We start from the raw sequence: 16,480 nt of genomic DNA, 5'->3' as shown, positions 1-16,480 counted from the left end.
GAACAATATTTTACGCATGTCTTGGTCCCAAAGCCGCTGATACTTTTGGGAGACATGCTCCAGCGAGGAGACGAAAATGCTGTTTGCCTTTATCTGCAAGGACAAGCCCGGCCATCTGAACGTGCGCATGGAAACGCGCCCGGCGCATCTGGAACATCTGAACAGGCTGAATGCCGAGGGCACGCTGAAGATCGCCGGTCCGTTTCTCGATGCCGAAGGCAAGCCGAATGGCAGCCTCGTCATCGTGGAAGCTGCCGATATCGATGCGGCCAAGGCCCTTGCCGATGCCGATCCCTATGCAAAAGCCGGCCTGTTCGAAAGCGTCGATGTGAAGCCCTATAATTGGGTCTTCAACAATCCGGGAGCGTGACCGGACATGGCGAATTACTGGCTTTATAAGTCCGAGCCGTTCAAATGGTCCTGGGAAATGCAGAAGGCCAAGGGCGAGGCCGGCGAAGAATGGACCGGCGTGCGCAACTATCAGGCCCGCAACAACATGCGGGCCATGAAGATCGGCGACAAGGGTTTCTTCTACCACTCCAATGAAGGGCTGGATGTCGTCGGCATCGTCGAAGTCTGTGCGCTGTCGCATCCGGACTCGACCGCTGAAGGCGATCTGAAGTGGGATTGCGTCGATATCCGCGCCGTTTGCGATATGCCGCAGCCGGTTTCGCTGAAGGATGTGAAGGCCAATCCCAAGTTGGAAAAGATGTCTCTCGTCACCTCCATGCGGCTTTCCGTGCAGCCGGTGACGGAGGAGGAATATCTTGAGGTTTGCCGCATGGGTAACCTCGCCAATCCACCGAAATCACCGGACTGACCCTTCGGTGAGGACCGATCCCGAACGCTTCATTCTCAACAACACCGGCATCATGCGCCCGCCGCATGTGCCGGAATTGCGTCTTCATCTTGCCACGGAGGCTCATGAGCTGTGGCTGAAGACGGAGGAGGAGCTGGAAGCGATCGGCCTGCCGCCGCCCTTCTGGGCCTTCGCCTGGGCCGGCGGGCAGGGGCTTGCCCGTTATGTTCTCGATCATCCCGACAGCGTCTCCGGCAGGCGCGTGCTGGATTTCGCCAGCGGCTCCGGCCTTGTCGCCATCGCCGCGGCAAAGGCAGGTGCCAGCGCGGTTCTGGCGGCCGATATCGATCCGTGGACAGAGACGGCCATTCGGCTGAATGCGGCTCTCAATGAGGTGGACATTGCCTTCACCGGACTTGATCTGGTCGGGAAGCCGGTCGCTACGGATGTTCTGCTGGCTGGCGACGTGTTTTACGATCGCGCTTTTGCAGATCTTCTCGTGCCGTGGTTTCGGGAACTGACGGAAAAGGGCGTGAGCGTGCTCGTCGGCGATCCGGGGCGGGCCTATTTGCCCAAAGATCGGCTCCGGGCGGAGGCGACCTATCAGGTGCCGGTGACGCGGGCGCTGGAAGACGGCGAAGTGAAGAAGACCACCGTCTGGCGTTTTATCTGATCAGTGCATCGCACATTTGCAGTAAAACCGCGTCATGCTTTCGCCGGAAATACTTTAGGGCCGGATAATGCAGACGCCATGTTCATAGGCGCAGGCGTCGTCAGCGGTTTCGGCACGGACATTGATGATCTTCGCCTTTGGCGCAAGCTGCGAGCCTCTTGTGAGCGTTGCGCCTTTCCGTGAAAGCCCGCCGCCAATTGCGAAATAATTGCCATTGCCACGAACGCGCAGCGCCGATATCGCGCCCACATAAGTGCCACCGGAGAGGGTGGATGGCAGCCCGTCCGTTGAGAAGCTCACCTGCGATTGACGATGTTGATAATGATGCTGATAATCACGGCGACCATAATAATCATCTGCCGCCGCCGGAGGCATTACTGTGAAAATGACGCCTGCAACCATCATGGTTAAAGCAGCGATTCGGCGCTGTAACATGAGCCTCATTCTCCGGATTTTCTTCATTAACAAAAGGTAAATTACACGATTCATGAATTACGTAAAGGTAAATATTTTGAGGGCGTAAATCTTGGAAACGCTCGATTTTTTATTTTGACGCAAAAAAATTCCAAAAAAAATTCGTGAACCAATCGATTAAATTGGAATCGGCCATGAAATGTGCTTGTGGTGATGCTCCCATGTGATTAAACGTCGCGGTTGGTGCAATGCACATTCTTTCGTCATGTGCTGTTGCTTGGGGGCGTCCTGTCTGATGGGCGCACGGGAAAACGCCGCGAGGTTCTGATGGCGAATGCGACTAATAACCGGCCTCTGTCGCCGCATCTTCAAATTTACAAGCCGATTCCGACGATGGTTGCTTCCATCGTGCACCGCATCACAGGCGGCGCGCTTTATTTCGGAACGCTTCTGGTTGCCTGGTGGCTGATCGCAATCGCCTCGGGTCCTGCCTATTACGACTGGGTCAACTGGGCGATGGGTACGATCATCGGTAGACTCATCCTGATCGGATATACCTGGGCTCTCGTGCACCACATGCTAGGCGGGCTTCGCCACTTCATGTGGGATCTGGGCTACGGCTTCGAAAAGCACTTTACCACCAAGCTGGCAAAGGCCTCGTGGGTGGTGTCGATCTGTCTGACCGCGCTGATCTGGGTCATCGCCCTGATCGTGCGCTGAGGAGATTTTTCATGGATATGCGTACACCTCTCGGAAAGGTTCGCGGTCTCGGCTCTGCCAAGGAAGGCACCGACCATTTCTTGCGCCAGCGCGTCACCGCGGTTGCCAACGTTCCGCTGCTGATCTTCTTCGTGATCTTCCTCATCAAATATGCCGGCGCGCCCTATCCGGAAGTCGTCGCCGCGCTGTCGAACCCGCTTGTTGCGGTTATCATGGCTCTGGTGCTGGTGTCCGGCCTCATTCACATGAAGCTCGGCATGCAGGTCATCATCGAAGATTACGTCCACGCCGAGGTTTCGAAGCTCGTTCTTCTGATGCTCAATACGTTTTTCGCGATTCTGATTGGCGGCCTTTCCATCTTCGCCATTCTGAAAATCGCATTCGCAGGATAAGTCCGCCATGGCATCGATCAGTTCACCTTCCCAGAATGGCAAGGCCTACACCTATGTCGATCACTCCTATGACGTGATCGTGGTGGGCGCCGGTGGCGCGGGTCTGCGCGCAACGCTCGGCATGGCGGAACAGGGTTTCCGCACGGCCTGCATCACCAAGGTTTTCCCGACGCGCTCCCACACGGTTGCGGCGCAGGGCGGCATCGCCGCCTCGCTCACCAACATGACGCCCGACTGTTGGCAGTGGCACCTTTACGACACCGTAAAGGGCTCCGACTGGCTGGGTGACGTTGATGCGATGCAATATCTCGCCATGGAAGCGCCGAAGGCGGTCTATGAGCTTGAGCATTACGGCGTGCCTTTCTCGCGTAACGAAGAAGGCAAGATCTACCAGCGCCCCTTCGGCGGCCATATGCAGAATTACGGTGAAGGCCCGCCGGTGCAGCGCACCTGCGCCGCTGCTGACCGTACCGGCCACGCCATCCTGCACACGCTTTATGGCCAGTCGCTGCGCAACAACGCGGAATTCTTTATCGAATATTTCGCGCTCGACCTCATCATGTCGGCAGACGGCCGTTGCACGGGCGTCGTGGCGTGGAACCTCGATGACGGCACGATCCATCGCTTCTCCGCCAAGATGGTGGTTCTCGCGACCGGCGGTTACGGCCGCGCCTATTTCTCGGCGACCTCTGCCCACACCTGCACCGGTGACGGCGGCGGCATGATTGCCCGCGCCGGCCTGCCGCTTCAGGACATGGAATTCGTGCAGTTCCACCCGACCGGCATTTATGGCGCAGGCTGCCTCATTACCGAAGGCGCGCGCGGCGAAGGCGGTTATCTCGTCAACTCCGAAGGCGAGCGCTTCATGGAGCGTTATGCGCCTTCCGCGAAGGACCTTGCGTCGCGCGACGTTGTTTCGCGCTGCATGACGATGGAAATCCGTGAAGGCCGCGGCGTCGGCAAGAACAAGGACCACATCTTCCTGCATCTCGATCACCTCGATCCTGCGATCCTGCATGAGCGTCTTCCGGGCATTTCCGAAAGCGCGAAGATTTTTGCGGGTGTCGACGTGACCCGCGAGCCGATCCCGGTCCTGCCGACGGTTCACTACAATATGGGCGGCATTCCGACCAACTACTGGGGTGAAGTGCTGAATGCCGATGCCAACAACCCGGAACGTATCGCGCCCGGCCTGATGGCTGTTGGCGAAGCGGGTTGCGCCTCGGTTCACGGCGCCAACCGCCTCGGTTCCAACTCGCTGATCGACCTCGTGGTCTTCGGCCGTGCAGCCGCGATCCGCGCCGCTCAGGTCATCAATCGTGACGAGGCTGTTCCCGCTCTCGATACGGCTGCCTGCGACAAGATCATGGAGCGCTTCAACGGCCTGCGTTACGCCAACGGCTCGACGCCGACGGCGGTGCTGCGCGACAAGATGCAGCGCGCCATGCAGGACGACGCGGCCGTGTTCCGCACGCAGGAATCGCTGGAAAGCGGTTGCCAGCGTCTTTCCGCCATCTGGAAGGAACTGCCTGACGTCAAGGTCACCGATCGTTCGATGGTCTGGAACTCCGATCTGGTCGAGACGCTCGAGCTGCACAACCTCATGGCCAATGCGATCACCACGGTCTATGGCGCGGAAGCGCGCAAGGAAAGCCGCGGCTCGCACGCCCGCGAGGATTTCGTCGACGGTCCGTTCGCCGGTCGCGACGACGTGAACTGGCGCAAGCACACGCTTGCCTGGGTCAGCCCGGAGGGCGACGTCAAGCTCGACTACCGCCCTGTTCACACCGACCTCATCGCCGACGGCATCGATCCCAAAAAGATCGAGCCGAAGGCGCGCGTCTACTGATTTGAGGAACTGGATATGGTTGAACTCGCTCTCCCCAAGAATTCCCAGATCAGCGAAGGCAAGGTCTGGCCGAAGCCGGACGGCGCGAAGAATGTGCGCGAATACCGCATCTATCGCTGGAACCCGGATGACGGCCAGAACCCGCGCATCGACACCTATTATATCGATGTCGACGATTGCGGGCCGATGGTTCTCGATGCGCTTCTCTACATCAAGAACAATATCGACCCGACGCTGACGCTGCGCCGCTCCTGCCGTGAAGGCATCTGCGGCTCCTGCGCTATGAACATCGACGGCACCAACACGCTCGCCTGCACCAAGGGCATGGAAGAGATCAACGGCACGGTGAAGGTCTATCCGCTGCCGCATATGCCTGTCGTGAAGGACCTTGTTCCTGATCTGTCGAACTTCTACGCGCAGCATCGCTCCATCGAACCCTGGCTGAAGACGGTTTCGCCGACGCCCGCCAAGGAGTGGAAGCAGAGCCATGAGGACCGCCTGAAGCTGGACGGTCTTTATGAGTGCATTCTCTGCGCCTGCTGCTCCACTTCCTGTCCCAGCTACTGGTGGAATGGCGACCGTTATCTCGGTCCGGCCGTTCTGCTGCAGGCCTATCGCTGGCTGATCGACAGCCGCGATGAGGCAACCGGCGAGCGTCTCGACAATCTCGAGGATCCGTTCCGCCTTTACCGCTGCCATACCATCATGAACTGCGCGCAGGCTTGCCCGAAGGGTCTGAACCCGGCCAAGGCGATCGCGGAAATCAAGAAGATGATGGTCGAGCGTCGCGTTTAAAGGCGATTCGCTGACGACAGAAAATCTAGCGGGCCGCGGTCTCGACCGTGGCCCTTTTTACAACCCGGCGTGGGAAAATTCGGTAAAAATCGACCGAAATGGTAATTATCCCGGCCATCGCTTGCGCAAGATAAGGCTTTGGTAATAATTCAGCCTTCTTGTTTGATCATGATCTTTCCGGAAGCGAGAGAATCGGGAGCTTGATATGCAATTCAGATATGTGGTGACGGGCCTTGCGGTTGTGATGACTCTCGCCGGTTGCCAACGTACCTCCTACGATTACAACAACAACGCCAGCAACAATCCCGGTTATACGCCGCCTTTGCAGGCGCAGCCGGTGCCCTCGGTCCAGTCCGGCGCCCTGCCGCCGCCCGGTGGCGCCACGGGCAGCCAGTTCCCGTCGGCACCTGCCTCGGCCGCCCCTGGCGGAACCAATGTCGCTTCTGCCGCTCCGCCGGCAGCCGCACTTGACGTTACCAAGGAATCCATGGTCGGCAACTGGCGCGTTTCCAATGGCGGCGCCAATTGCGACATGTTCCTGACGCTCACCAATCTCGGCAGCGGCTCGCGTGGCGGCACGCGCGGTTGCGCGGGTGAGCTGACGGCGATGGGGTCCTGGGAAGTGTCCGGCAAGATGGTTCTCTTCAAGAACCGTTCGGGTGACACGATTGGCCGCGTCTACAAGAGCGCCGATGCGCGCTTTGATGGCACCACCAATAGCGGTCAGCCGCTCAGCCTCAGCCGATGAGTCTATCCGGTGCAGCCGGAACGCTCTTTTCGCTCTAAGCCTGTCCATTCGTCGCGGGTGCCTTTGTGCGCCCGCGTCCGAGGCGTTTATCCATGAAGCCCTTGCCTGATTACAATCATAGTGTCGTTGAACAGCTCAACGCATTGACGGCAGCTGGCACCTTGCAGGCCGATGCCGCCCAGCTTGGTGTGGCGGCGCATCTTGATCGTATCCTTGCGGATCTGAAGGCACGCAAGCCGGCCAAGAAGAAGAGCGCGCTGGGCTGGATGTTTGCGCGCAAGTCCGGGCCTGCCGCCTCCGTCAAGGGGCTCTATGTGTATGGCAGTGTTGGCCGCGGCAAGACGATGCTGATGGATATGTTCTACGAAATGGCGCCCGTCTCTTCCAAACGTCGCTGCCATTTTCATGAATTCATGGCGGATGTGCATAATCGTGTGCACGCGCATCGGCAGAAGCTGAAGAATGGTGAAACCAAACAGGCCGATCCCATTCCGCCAGTTGCGGCGGAGCTTCTGGCGGAAGCGGAGCTTTTATGCTTCGACGAATTTACGGTCACGGATATTGCCGATGCGATGATCCTCGCCCGGCTGTTCAGCGAACTCTTCGCCAATGGGTGCACATTGGTGACGACCTCCAATGTCGTGCCCGACAATCTCTACAAGGATGGTCTCAATCGCGGCCTTTTCCTGCCCTTCGTCGATCTGCTGAAGAAATATGTTGACGTGGTGACGCTGGACAGCCCCACCGACTACCGGATGGAGAAGCTGGAAAGCCTTCCGGTCTACGTCACGCCGCTCGACGGTTCGGCGGATCAGGCGATGGACATGGCCTGGCGGCACATGACCGGCGGTCATCTCGTTGCCCCAACGGAAATACCCATGAAGGGCCGCTCCATTCTGGTGCCACGCGCCAGCGGCCGGGTGGCGCGCTTTTCGTTTTCAGATCTCTGCGAGAAGCCGCTCGGGGCTTCCGACTTCCTGGCCATCGCCAATCGTTTCGATACGGTCTTCATCGACCATATCCCGCTGCTCAACGCGGACAAGCGGAACGAGACCAAGCGTTTCATTATCCTCATTGACGCGCTTTACGACCATAGCGTCAGGCTTTTCGCATCAGCCGCAGCCATGCCTGAAGACCTGCTCGGCAAACGCAAGGGAACCGAAGGTTTCGAGTTCGATCGTACCGCCTCGCGCCTGTTCGAGATGCGCAGCGCAGATTACCTGGCGCTTCATCACGAAAAGCGGCAGAAAGTTTGACACTTTCGTGACGCATTTTCTTACGTTTACGTAAGAAAATAATGATCTAAACGATTGAAAATATTCACCACAAAAGAATCTGTTGCCTATTTTAGCCAATGGGGCTAATCGGAGTACGACAATTTGGCTGCCGGTTTGGCGCGGTGAAATTGAATTGAAGCTCAAGAGGAAGCATTCGATGGCTCGCAAAAAGATTGCACTTATTGGTTCTGGCATGATCGGCGGCACGCTGGCGCATCTCGCCAGCCTGAAGGAACTGGGCGATATCGTCCTCTTCGATATTGCTGACGGCATCCCGCAGGGCAAGGGTCTGGATATTGCCCAGTCCGGCCCGGTCGAAGGCTTCAATGCAAAGCTCACCGGCGCTTCCGATTATGCTGCCATCGAAGGTGCTGACGTCTGCATCGTCACCGCTGGCGTTGCCCGCAAGCCAGGCATGAGCCGCGACGATCTTCTCGGCATCAACCTCAAGGTGATGGAACAGGTCGGCGCCGGCATCAAGAAATATGCCCCGAACGCTTTCGTCATCTGCATCACCAACCCGCTTGACGCCATGGTCTGGGCGCTGCAGAAGTTCTCTGGCCTGCCGAAGAACAAGGTCGTCGGCATGGCCGGCGTTCTCGACAGCGCCCGTTTCCGCCTGTTCCTCGCTGAAGAATTCAATGTTTCGGTCCAGGACGTCACCGCCTTCGTTCTCGGCGGTCATGGCGATACGATGGTGCCGCTCGCCCGTTATTCCACGGTTGGCGGCATTCCGCTGACGGATCTCGTCAAGATGGGCTGGCTGACCGCTGAGCGCCTTGAGCAGATCATCCAGCGCACCCGTGACGGCGGCGCGGAAATCGTCGGCCTGCTCAAGACCGGTTCGGCCTATTACGCGCCGGCCGCTTCGGCGATCGAAATGGCAGAATCCTACCTTAAGGACAAGAAGCGCGTTCTGCCCGCCGCTGCCCACCTCTCGGGCCAGTACGGCGTTGATGATATGTATGTCGGCGTTCCCACCATCATCGGTGCCGGCGGTATCGAGCGCATCATCGAGATCGAACTCAACAAGGAAGAAGAAGCCGCCTTCCAGAAATCCGTCGGCGCCGTCGCTGGTCTTTGCGAAGCCTGCGTCAACATCGCTCCGTCGCTGAAGTAATAGCCTAGCGGCTCCAAACAGGGATTATTCCATGAATATTCACGAATATCAGGCCAAGGCTCTTCTGAAGGGCTACGGCGCGCCGGTTGCTGAAGGCGTCGCCATTCTCAAGGTCGAAGAAGCCGAAGCTGCCGCAAAGCAGCTTCCCGGCCCGCTCTACGTCGTCAAGAGCCAGATCCACGCTGGCGGCCGCGGCAAGGGCAAGTTCAAGGAACTCGGCCCCGACGCCAAGGGCGGCGTTCGTCTGGCAAAGTCGATCGACGAAGTCGTTTCCCACGCCAAGGACATGCTCGGCAACACGCTGGTAACGGCGCAGACGGGCGACGCCGGCAAGCAGGTCAACCGTCTCTACATCGAAGACGGCGCAGACATTGCCCGCGAACTCTACTGCTCGCTGCTGGTTGACCGTTCCGTCGGCCAGGTTGCTTTCGTGGTTTCCACCGAAGGCGGTATGGATATCGAAGCTGTCGCCCACGACACGCCCGAGAAGATTCACACCATCGCCATCAACCCGGAAAAGGGTGTGAGCGACGCCGACGTTGCCGCGATCTCCAAGGCTCTCGAGCTTGATGGTGTTGCTGCGGAAGACGCCAAGGCGCTGTTCCCGATCCTCTACAAGGCCTTCAATGAGAAGGACATGGCTCTCCTCGAGGTTAACCCGCTGATCGTCATGGAAAATGGCCATCTGCGCGTTCTCGACGCCAAGATGTCCTTCGACGGCAATGCGCTGTTCCGCCATGACGACGTCAAGGCGCTGCGCGACGAGACCGAAGAAGACGCCAAGGAAATCGAAGCCTCCAAGTGGGACCTCGCTTACGTCGCACTCGACGGCAACATCGGTTGCATGGTCAACGGCGCTGGCCTTGCCATGGCGACCATGGACATCATCAAGCTTTACGGCAAAGAGCCGGCTAACTTCTGCGACGTCGGCGGCGGCGCCGGCAAGGAGAAGGTTGCGGCAGCTTTCAAGATCATCACTGCCGACCCGAAGGTCGAGGGTATCCTCGTCAACATCTTCGGCGGCATCATGAAGTGCGACGTTATCGCCGAGGGCGTCATCGCCGCGGTGAAGGAAGTCGGTTTGCAGGTTCCGCTCGTCGTTCGCCTCGAAGGCACCAACGTCGAACTTGGCAAGAAGCTTCTCAACGAATCTGGCCTTGCGATTACGGCTGCTGACGATCTGGACGACGCAGCCAAGAAGATCGTCGCGGCGATCAACGGCTAATTGAGGGACCGGAAATAATGTCTATTCTTGTTAATAAAGACACGAAGATCCTCGTTCAGGGTCTGACCGGCAAGACCGGCACCTTCCACACCGAACAGGCGCTTGCCTATTACGGCACGCAGATGGTTGGCGGTATTCACCCGAAGAAGGGCGGCGAAACCTGGACCGGTTCCAAGGGTGAAAGCCTGCCGATCTTCGCAACGGTTGCCGAAGCCAAGGAAAAGACCGGTGCAGACGCATCCGTGATCTACGTTCCGCCGGCAGGTGCAGCAGACGCCATCATCGAAGCCATCGATGCGGAAATTCCGTTCATCACCTGCATCACCGAAGGTATCCCGGTCATGGACATGGTTCGCGTCAAGGCTCGCCTCGACCGCTCCAAGTCGCGCCTGCTCGGCCCGAACTGCCCGGGTATCCTGACGCCGGAAGAATGCAAGATCGGCATCATGCCGGGCTCCATCTTCCGCAAGGGTTCCGTCGGTATCGTTTCGCGTTCGGGTACGCTCACCTATGAGGCCGTGTTCCAGACCTCCAACGAAGGCCTCGGCCAGACCACTGCTGTCGGCATCGGCGGCGACCCGGTCAAGGGCACCGAGTTCATCGACGTCCTGGAAATGTTCCTCGCTGACGACGCCACGCAGTCGATCATCATGATCGGCGAAATCGGCGGATCGGCTGAAGAAGATGCGGCACAGTTCCTGATCGACGAAGCCAAGAAGGGCCGCAAGAAGCCGATGGCCGGCTTCATCGCAGGCCGTACGGCTCCGAAGGGCCGCACCATGGGCCACGCCGGCGCTGTCGTTTCCGGCGGCAAGGGTGACGCAGAGTCCAAGATTGCAGCCATGGAAGCGGCCGGCATCAAGGTATCGCCTTCCCCGGCGCGCCTCGGCAAGACGCTGGTTGAAGTCCTCAAGGGCTGAGACCACATGATATCGGTAACGGGCGGCGCGGCTTCAATGCCACGCTGCCCGATGCCGCAAGGAACGACAGACAGAACGGCATACCGCCCCGGCGGCAGACAGCAATAATCAAAGCGGCAGGCCGGCGAACGGCCCTAACGGCATCGAGGAGGCGGACGGATAAGTCCGCAAGAACACAATGGCAAGGCAAGAAGCGAACGAGCAGTTTCAGATCACGTCGTTTCTGGACGGCGCGAATGCAGCCTATATCGAGCAGCTCTATGCCCGGTACGAAGAGGACCCCTCTTCCGTGTCGCCGGAGTGGCAGAGCTTCTTCAAGGCGTTGTCCGATAATCCGGAAGACGTGAAGAAGGCGGCCAAGGGCGCCTCCTGGAAGCGCGCCAACTGGCCGATCCCGGCGAATGGCGAACTGGTATCCGCACTCGACGGCAACTGGGCCACGGTCGAAAAGGCCATCGAGAAGAAGGTTCAGGCGAAAGCTGAGGCTAAGAGCGCCGACACCGGCAAGCCGGTCAGCCAGGCGGAAGTTCTGCAGGCGACCCGTGACAGCGTTCGCGCCATCATGATGATCCGCGCCTACCGCATGCGCGGCCACCTGCATGCCAAGCTCGATCCGCTCGGCATCGCGGTCGCGGTTGAGGATTACAACGAGCTGTCGCCGAAATCCTACGGCTTCGAGGAAAGCGACTACGACCGCAAGATTTTCATCGATAACGTGCTCGGCCTCGAATATGCGACCGTGCGCGAGATGATCGATATTCTGGAGCGCACCTACTGCTCCACCATCGGCGTCGAATTCATGCACATGTCCAGCCCGGAAGAAAAAGGCTGGATTCAGGAGCGCATCGAAGGTCCGGACAAGGGCGTTGCCTTCACGGCTGAAGGCAAGAAGGCCATTCTGTCCAAGCTGGTCGAGGCCGAAGGCTACGAGCAGTTCCTCGACGTGCGTTTCAAGGGCACCAAGCGTTTCGGCCTCGATGGCGGTGAATCGCTGATCCCGGCGCTGGAGCAGATCATCAAGCGCGGCGGCCAGGAAGGTCTGGAAGAAGTCGTGCTCGGCATGGCTCACCGCGGCCGCCTGAACGTTCTGACGAACGTTATGGGCAAGCCGCATCGCGCCGTGTTCCACGAGTTCAAGGGCGGTTCGTTCAAGCCTGACGATGTCGAGGGTTCGGGCGACGTGAAATACCACCTCGGTGCCTCCTCCGACCGCGAATTCGACGGCAACAAGGTTCACCTGTCGCTGACGGCCAACCCGTCGCACCTGGAAATCGTCAACCCCGTCGTCATGGGCAAGGCCCGCGCCAAGCAGGACCAGCTGGCCAAGCAGTGGGACGGCGACATCATTCCGCTGTCGGAACGCGCCAAGGTGCTGCCGCTGCTGCTGCACGGCGATGCCGCCTTTGCGGGTCAGGGCGTTGTTGCCGAAATTCTCGGCCTTTCCGGTCTGCGCGGTCACCGCGTTGCCGGCACCATGCACTTCATCATCAACAACCAGATCGGCTTTACGACGAACCCGGCCTTCTCGCGTTCGTCGCCCTATCCGTCCGACGTTGCCAAAATGATCGAAGCGCCGATCTTCCACGTCAACGGCGACGATCCGGAAGCGGTGACCTATGCGGCCAAGGTTGCGACCGAATACCGTATGAAGTTCCACAAGCCTGTCGTCATCGACATGTTCTGCTATCGCCGCTTCGGCCATAACGAAGGCGATGAGCCGGCGTTCACGCAGCCGAAAATGTACAAGGTTATCCGTGGTCACAAGACAGTGGCGCGCATCTATGCCGACCGCCTGATCGCGGAAGGCCTGATGAACGAAGGCGAATTCGAGAAGATGAAGGCCGACTGGCGCGCTCATCTGGAACAGGAATTCGAAGCAGGCCAGTCCTACAAGCCAAACAAGGCCGACTGGCTGGACGGTCAGTGGTCGGGTCTGCGCGCTGCCGACAATGCCGATGAGCAGCGTCGCGGCAAGACCGGCGTACCGATGAAGCAGCTGAAGGAGATCGGCAAGAAGCTGTCGACCATACCGGAAGGCTTCAGCGCTCACCGCACGATCCAGCGTTTTATGGAAAACCGCTCGCAGATGGTCGAGACGGGCGAAGGCATCGACTGGGCAATGGCGGAAGCGCTCGCTTTCGGTTCGCTCGTCGTCGACGGCCACAAGATCCGCCTTTCCGGTCAGGATTGCGAACGCGGCACCTTCTCTCAGCGTCACTCGGTTCTCTACGATCAGGAAACCGAAGAACGCTACATCCCGCTGGCAAACCTTGCGCCGACGCAGGCCCGTTACGAAGTCATCAACTCGATGCTTTCGGAAGAAGCCGTCCTCGGTTTCGAATACGGTTACTCGCTGGCCCGTCCTAATGCGCTGACGCTCTGGGAAGCCCAGTTCGGCGACTTCGCCAACGGTGCTCAGGTCGTGTTCGACCAGTTCATCTCGTCGGGTGAACGCAAGTGGCTGCGCATGTCCGGTCTCGTCTGCCTTCTGCCGCATGGCTATGAAGGTCAGGGTCCGGAGCACTCTTCCGCCCGTCTGGAGCGCTGGCTGCAGATGTGCGCCGAAGATAACATGCAGGTAGCCAACTGCACGACGCCGGCCAACTACTTCCACATCCTGCGCCGTCAGGTGAAGCGCGACTTCCGCAAGCCGCTGATCCTGATGACGCCGAAGTCGCTGCTGCGTCACAAGCGCGCCACCTCTTCGCTGGCCGAGCTTGCAGGCGAGTCCTCCTTCCACCGTCTCCTGTGGGACGATGCTGAAGTCATCAAGGACGGCCCGATCAAGCTGCAGAAGGATTCGAAGATCCGCCGCGTCGTCATGTGCACGGGCAAGGTCTATTATGATCTGCTCGAGGAACGCGAAAAGCGTGGTATCGACGACATCTACCTGCTGCGTGTCGAACAGCTCTATCCGTTCCCGGCGAAGGCGCTCATCAACGAGCTTTCCCGTTTCCGCAATGCGGAGATGGTCTGGTGCCAGGAAGAACCGAAGAACATGGGTGCGTGGTCGTTCATCGATCCTTACCTGGAATGGGTTCTGGCGCATATCGACGCCAAGTACCAGAAGGTCCGTTACACGGGCCGTCCGGCTGCCGCCTCTCCGGCGACCGGCCTGATGTCCAAGCACCTGGCGCAGCTTGCTGCGTTCCTGGAAGACGCGCTGGGAGAGTGAGAACTCTCCCGCATCGCCCCGCAAAAAAGACACCTGAATAACGGAACTAGATCATGGCCACTGAAATCCGCGTACCAACCCTCGGCGAATCCGTCAGCGAAGCGACCGTAGGCACCTGGTTCAAGAAGGTCGGCGATACCGTCAAGGCCGACGAACCTCTCGTTGAACTGGAAACCGACAAGGTTACCGTTGAAGTCCCGGCGCCTGCGTCCGGCGTTCTCACCGAAATCGTTGCGCAGAACGGCGAGACCGTCGGTCTCGACGCGCTTCTCGGCCAGATCGCCGAAGGTGCCGCCGGCGCTGCAACCGCTGCACCTGCCGCAAAGCCTGCTGCGGCTGCCACACCGGCACCTGCCGCCGTTGCCGCTCCGGCAACCGGCTCCATGCCGCCGGCACCTGCCGCCGGCAAGCTGCTTGCTGAAAACAACCTGTCTGCCGATCAGGTTGACGGTTCGGGCAAGCGTGGCCAGGTTCTGAAGGGCGACGTTCTCGCTGCCGTCGCCAAGGGTGTTTCTGCACCCGCCGCTGCTCCGGTTGCCGCTGCTGCCCCCCGTCCGGTTTCGGCCGAACAGGATCAGGTTCGCGAAGAGCGCGTGAAGATGACCCGCCTGCGCCAGACGATTGCCCGTCGCCTGAAGGATGCGCAGAACACGGCCGCCATGCTGACCACCTATAACGAGGTGGACATGAGCGCCGTCATGGACCTGCGTAACCGCTACAAGGACGTGTTCGAGAAGAAGCACGGCGTCAAGCTCGGCTTCATGGGCTTCTTCACCAAGGCCGTGACCCACGCGCTGAAGGAACTGCCCGCCGTCAACGCTGAAATCGACGGCACGGACATCATCTACAAGAACTATTGTCACGTCGGCATGGCTGTCGGCACCGACAAGGGCCTCGTCGTTCCTGTCATTCGCGATGCCGACCAGCTCTCCATCGCAGGCGTTGAAAAGGAACTCGGCCGCCTCGCCAAGGCAGCGCGTGACGGTTCGCTCGGCATGGCCGACATGCAGGGCGGCACCTTCACCATCACCAATGGCGGTGTTTACGGTTCGCTGATGTCCTCGCCGATCCTCAATGCACCGCAGTCGGGTATCCTCGGCATGCACAAGATCCAGGAGCGTCCGGTCGCCATCGGCGGTCAGGTCGTCATCCGTCCGATGATGTATCTTGCGCTCTCTTACGATCACCGTATCGTTGACGGCAAGGAAGCAGTGACCTTCCTCGTTCGCGTCAAGGAAAGCCTGGAAGATCCGGAACGTCTGGTTCTCGATCTCTAAGACTAGATAGGGGAGAAGAGGGATGGAAAACCTGGCCGGCGGGAATGGACCTTTTGTGTTCCTGCTGGCGCTCAGCGTCATTCTTCTTCTCCTGCATATCTGCATTCAGGCCATGTCCGTCACGCGGGAAGTTGGTCTTGCCTGGAATGCGGGTACGCGTGATGCGCGTCCGGACCTCAAAGGGGTCTTTGCGGGACGCGCGCAGCGCGCCTCGGATAATTTTCGGGAAACCTATCCGGCTTTCGTCGGTCTGGTTCTCGCTCTTGCGATCGTCGGCGACGCCTCCGGCTGGGGGCTGACGGGCGGCTGGATATGGACCGTGGCGCGCGTCGTCTACATCCCGCTTTATCTTGCAGGCGTTCCCTATATGCGGTCGATCGCGTGGGTCGTTTCCCTCGTCGGTCTGGTCCTCATGCTTGTCGCGCTGATCTGAGGTCGAGCTCATGCATCAATATCTCATCGAACTTGCATCCCTGATGGCGATCTTCTTTTTCGCGATCGTTTCTCCCGGGGCCGATCTGGCGATGGTCATGCGTCAGGCCATGGTGCACGGGCGCAAGCAGGCCATCATCACCAGTTTCGGTGTGGGAACGTCGCTGATGTTCCATGTCACCTATACGATCCTCGGACTTGGCCTCATCATTTCCCAGTCGATCTATCTCTTCAACATCGTCAAATGGCTCGGCGTCGCCTATCTGATCTATATCGGCATCAAGGCGCTGCGCGCTGGCAAGACCGAACTGCCGACCGCTGCTGAAGGCGAGGTTCGGGCCAAAAGCGGCCAGACAGGGCTCAAGGCCTTCACGCTCGGCTTCGCCGCCAATGCGCTCAATCCCAAACCGGTGTTTTTCTTCCTGTCGATCTTTTCGACGGTGGTTCACGCGCATACGCCGGTCGCCATCAAATTCGGATACGGGCTCGTCATGGCAAGCTGCCTCATCCTGTGGTTCGTCGGCGTCAGCCTGTTCATGACGACGCCACGCATGCGCGCGGCATTTCAGCGCGCCAGCCAATGGATCGACCGCACCAGTGGTGTGGTGTTCATCGCTCTCGGTATAAAACTCGCAACGGAAAAAGCGGCCTGAGTTTCAGGTCA

At 59.4% G+C, this 16,480-nt stretch carries 17 protein-coding genes; 16 read left to right on the top strand and 1 reads right to left on the bottom strand.

Annotation, left to right across the window (positions count from 1 at the left end; translation table 11 throughout):
• Nucleotides 1-76: 76 nt before the first annotated feature.
• Genes MRBLRC7O_RS11500 through MRBLRC7O_RS11490 form a run of 3 tightly spaced genes read left to right on the top strand, consistent with a single transcriptional unit; the run spans nucleotide 77 to nucleotide 1,472 of the window.
• Complete coding sequence (locus MRBLRC7O_RS11500) at nucleotides 77-370, top strand: YciI-like protein (protein WP_003504994.1); 294 nt, start codon at nucleotides 77-79, stop codon at nucleotides 368-370.
• Nucleotides 371-376: 6 nt separating this feature from the next.
• The gene (locus tag MRBLRC7O_RS11495; protein WP_003504993.1) at nucleotides 377-820 is read left to right on the top strand and encodes an EVE domain-containing protein; all 444 of its coding nucleotides are present in this window, start codon (nucleotides 377-379) and stop codon (nucleotides 818-820) included.
• Nucleotides 821-827: 7 nt separating this feature from the next.
• On the top strand, nucleotides 828-1,472 hold the full coding sequence (locus MRBLRC7O_RS11490) for a class I SAM-dependent methyltransferase (RefSeq protein WP_080866471.1): 645 nt from the start codon (nucleotides 828-830) through the stop codon (nucleotides 1,470-1,472).
• Nucleotides 1,473-1,526: 54 nt separating this feature from the next.
• Here MRBLRC7O_RS11490 and MRBLRC7O_RS11485 read toward each other — a convergent pair whose 3' ends face one another.
• Entirely contained in the window at nucleotides 1,527-1,907 is a 381-nt protein-coding gene (locus MRBLRC7O_RS11485; protein ID WP_060725400.1) for a hypothetical protein, read from the bottom strand.
• Nucleotides 1,908-2,213: 306 nt separating this feature from the next.
• Between MRBLRC7O_RS11485 and sdhC the strand changes: the two genes are divergently transcribed.
• From sdhC to MRBLRC7O_RS11420, 13 genes are all read left to right on the top strand, one after another.
• Complete coding sequence (gene sdhC, locus MRBLRC7O_RS11480) at nucleotides 2,214-2,606, top strand: succinate dehydrogenase, cytochrome b556 subunit (RefSeq protein WP_003504990.1); 393 nt, start codon at nucleotides 2,214-2,216, stop codon at nucleotides 2,604-2,606.
• Nucleotides 2,607-2,617: 11 nt separating this feature from the next.
• Entirely contained in the window at nucleotides 2,618-2,998 is a 381-nt protein-coding gene (gene sdhD / locus MRBLRC7O_RS11475; protein ID WP_003504989.1) for a succinate dehydrogenase, hydrophobic membrane anchor protein, read from the top strand.
• A gap of 7 nt (nucleotides 2,999-3,005) precedes the next feature.
• The gene (gene sdhA, locus MRBLRC7O_RS11470; RefSeq protein ID WP_080866469.1) at nucleotides 3,006-4,847 is read left to right on the top strand and encodes a succinate dehydrogenase flavoprotein subunit; all 1,842 of its coding nucleotides are present in this window, start codon (nucleotides 3,006-3,008) and stop codon (nucleotides 4,845-4,847) included.
• Nucleotides 4,848-4,862: 15 nt separating this feature from the next.
• Nucleotides 4,863-5,642 carry a succinate dehydrogenase iron-sulfur subunit gene (locus tag MRBLRC7O_RS11465; RefSeq protein ID WP_003523509.1) on the top strand — a complete coding sequence of 260 codons (780 nt, stop codon included), beginning with the start codon at nucleotides 4,863-4,865 and terminating at the stop codon, nucleotides 5,640-5,642.
• A 205-nt stretch (nucleotides 5,643-5,847) separates the two neighbouring features.
• Nucleotides 5,848-6,390: a protease inhibitor Inh/omp19 family protein gene (locus tag MRBLRC7O_RS11460; protein WP_003523510.1), complete on the top strand. Its 543-nt coding sequence runs from the start codon at nucleotides 5,848-5,850 to the stop codon at nucleotides 6,388-6,390.
• Between the two features lie 92 nt (nucleotides 6,391-6,482).
• Nucleotides 6,483-7,646 (top strand): cell division protein ZapE, encoded by a 1,164-nt coding sequence (gene zapE / locus MRBLRC7O_RS11455; protein ID WP_003504985.1) that lies wholly within the window; start codon nucleotides 6,483-6,485, stop codon nucleotides 7,644-7,646.
• A gap of 178 nt (nucleotides 7,647-7,824) precedes the next feature.
• Nucleotides 7,825-8,787, top strand: a complete 963-nt coding sequence (gene mdh, locus MRBLRC7O_RS11450; RefSeq protein ID WP_003504984.1) for a malate dehydrogenase — start codon at nucleotides 7,825-7,827, stop codon at nucleotides 8,785-8,787.
• Between the two features lie 31 nt (nucleotides 8,788-8,818).
• Nucleotides 8,819-10,012, top strand: coding sequence for an ADP-forming succinate--CoA ligase subunit beta (gene sucC / locus MRBLRC7O_RS11445; protein ID WP_003492393.1), 1,194 nt, complete (start codon nucleotides 8,819-8,821; stop codon nucleotides 10,010-10,012).
• Nucleotides 10,013-10,029: 17 nt separating this feature from the next.
• Nucleotides 10,030-10,932: a succinate--CoA ligase subunit alpha gene (sucD, locus tag MRBLRC7O_RS11440; protein WP_003492390.1), complete on the top strand. Its 903-nt coding sequence runs from the start codon at nucleotides 10,030-10,032 to the stop codon at nucleotides 10,930-10,932.
• A 178-nt stretch (nucleotides 10,933-11,110) separates the two neighbouring features.
• Nucleotides 11,111-14,107 (top strand): 2-oxoglutarate dehydrogenase E1 component, encoded by a 2,997-nt coding sequence (locus MRBLRC7O_RS11435; RefSeq protein ID WP_080866468.1) that lies wholly within the window; start codon nucleotides 11,111-11,113, stop codon nucleotides 14,105-14,107.
• A 53-nt stretch (nucleotides 14,108-14,160) separates the two neighbouring features.
• Nucleotides 14,161-15,384, top strand: coding sequence for a 2-oxoglutarate dehydrogenase complex dihydrolipoyllysine-residue succinyltransferase (odhB, locus tag MRBLRC7O_RS11430; RefSeq protein WP_060725403.1), 1,224 nt, complete (start codon nucleotides 14,161-14,163; stop codon nucleotides 15,382-15,384).
• Between the two features lie 22 nt (nucleotides 15,385-15,406).
• Complete coding sequence (locus tag MRBLRC7O_RS11425; RefSeq protein ID WP_003504979.1) at nucleotides 15,407-15,817, top strand: MAPEG family protein; 411 nt, start codon at nucleotides 15,407-15,409, stop codon at nucleotides 15,815-15,817.
• 10 nt (nucleotides 15,818-15,827) lie between these two features.
• Nucleotides 15,828-16,469 (top strand): LysE family translocator, encoded by a 642-nt coding sequence (locus MRBLRC7O_RS11420; protein ID WP_003504977.1) that lies wholly within the window; start codon nucleotides 15,828-15,830, stop codon nucleotides 16,467-16,469.
• The last annotated feature ends 11 nt before the right edge of the window (nucleotides 16,470-16,480 follow it).

This window comes from Agrobacterium radiobacter (assembly GCF_040801995.1).
GTDB classification, from domain to species: Bacteria; Pseudomonadota; Alphaproteobacteria; order Rhizobiales; family Rhizobiaceae; genus Agrobacterium; species Agrobacterium radiobacter.
Note: the sequence above shows the minus strand (reverse complement) of the source record. Positions and strands in the feature narration are given on the sequence as shown.

Excerpts from the sequence above, each read along its gene's own strand:
- sdhD (WP_003504989.1), top strand. The coding sequence starts at position 2,618 with ATGGATATGCGTACACCTCTCGGAAAGGTTCGCGGTCTCGGCTCTGCC.
- MRBLRC7O_RS11495 (WP_003504993.1), top strand. The coding sequence starts at position 377 with ATGGCGAATTACTGGCTTTATAAGTCCGAGCCGTTCAAATGGTCCTGG.
- MRBLRC7O_RS11425 (WP_003504979.1), top strand. The coding sequence starts at position 15,407 with ATGGAAAACCTGGCCGGCGGGAATGGACCTTTTGTGTTCCTGCTGGCG.
- odhB (WP_060725403.1), top strand. The coding sequence starts at position 14,161 with ATGGCCACTGAAATCCGCGTACCAACCCTCGGCGAATCCGTCAGCGAA.
- MRBLRC7O_RS11460 (WP_003523510.1), top strand. The coding sequence starts at position 5,848 with ATGCAATTCAGATATGTGGTGACGGGCCTTGCGGTTGTGATGACTCTC.
- zapE (WP_003504985.1), top strand. The coding sequence starts at position 6,483 with ATGAAGCCCTTGCCTGATTACAATCATAGTGTCGTTGAACAGCTCAAC.
- sucD (WP_003492390.1), top strand. The coding sequence starts at position 10,030 with ATGTCTATTCTTGTTAATAAAGACACGAAGATCCTCGTTCAGGGTCTG.
- mdh (WP_003504984.1), top strand. The coding sequence starts at position 7,825 with ATGGCTCGCAAAAAGATTGCACTTATTGGTTCTGGCATGATCGGCGGC.
- MRBLRC7O_RS11435 (WP_080866468.1), top strand. The coding sequence starts at position 11,111 with ATGGCAAGGCAAGAAGCGAACGAGCAGTTTCAGATCACGTCGTTTCTG.
- sdhC (WP_003504990.1), top strand. The coding sequence starts at position 2,214 with ATGGCGAATGCGACTAATAACCGGCCTCTGTCGCCGCATCTTCAAATT.
- sucC (WP_003492393.1), top strand. The coding sequence starts at position 8,819 with ATGAATATTCACGAATATCAGGCCAAGGCTCTTCTGAAGGGCTACGGC.
- MRBLRC7O_RS11420 (WP_003504977.1), top strand. The coding sequence starts at position 15,828 with ATGCATCAATATCTCATCGAACTTGCATCCCTGATGGCGATCTTCTTT.
- MRBLRC7O_RS11465 (WP_003523509.1), top strand. The coding sequence starts at position 4,863 with ATGGTTGAACTCGCTCTCCCCAAGAATTCCCAGATCAGCGAAGGCAAG.
- MRBLRC7O_RS11500 (WP_003504994.1), top strand. The coding sequence starts at position 77 with ATGCTGTTTGCCTTTATCTGCAAGGACAAGCCCGGCCATCTGAACGTG.
- MRBLRC7O_RS11485 (WP_060725400.1), bottom strand. The coding sequence starts at position 1,907 with ATGTTACAGCGCCGAATCGCTGCTTTAACCATGATGGTTGCAGGCGTC.
- sdhA (WP_080866469.1), top strand. The coding sequence starts at position 3,006 with ATGGCATCGATCAGTTCACCTTCCCAGAATGGCAAGGCCTACACCTAT.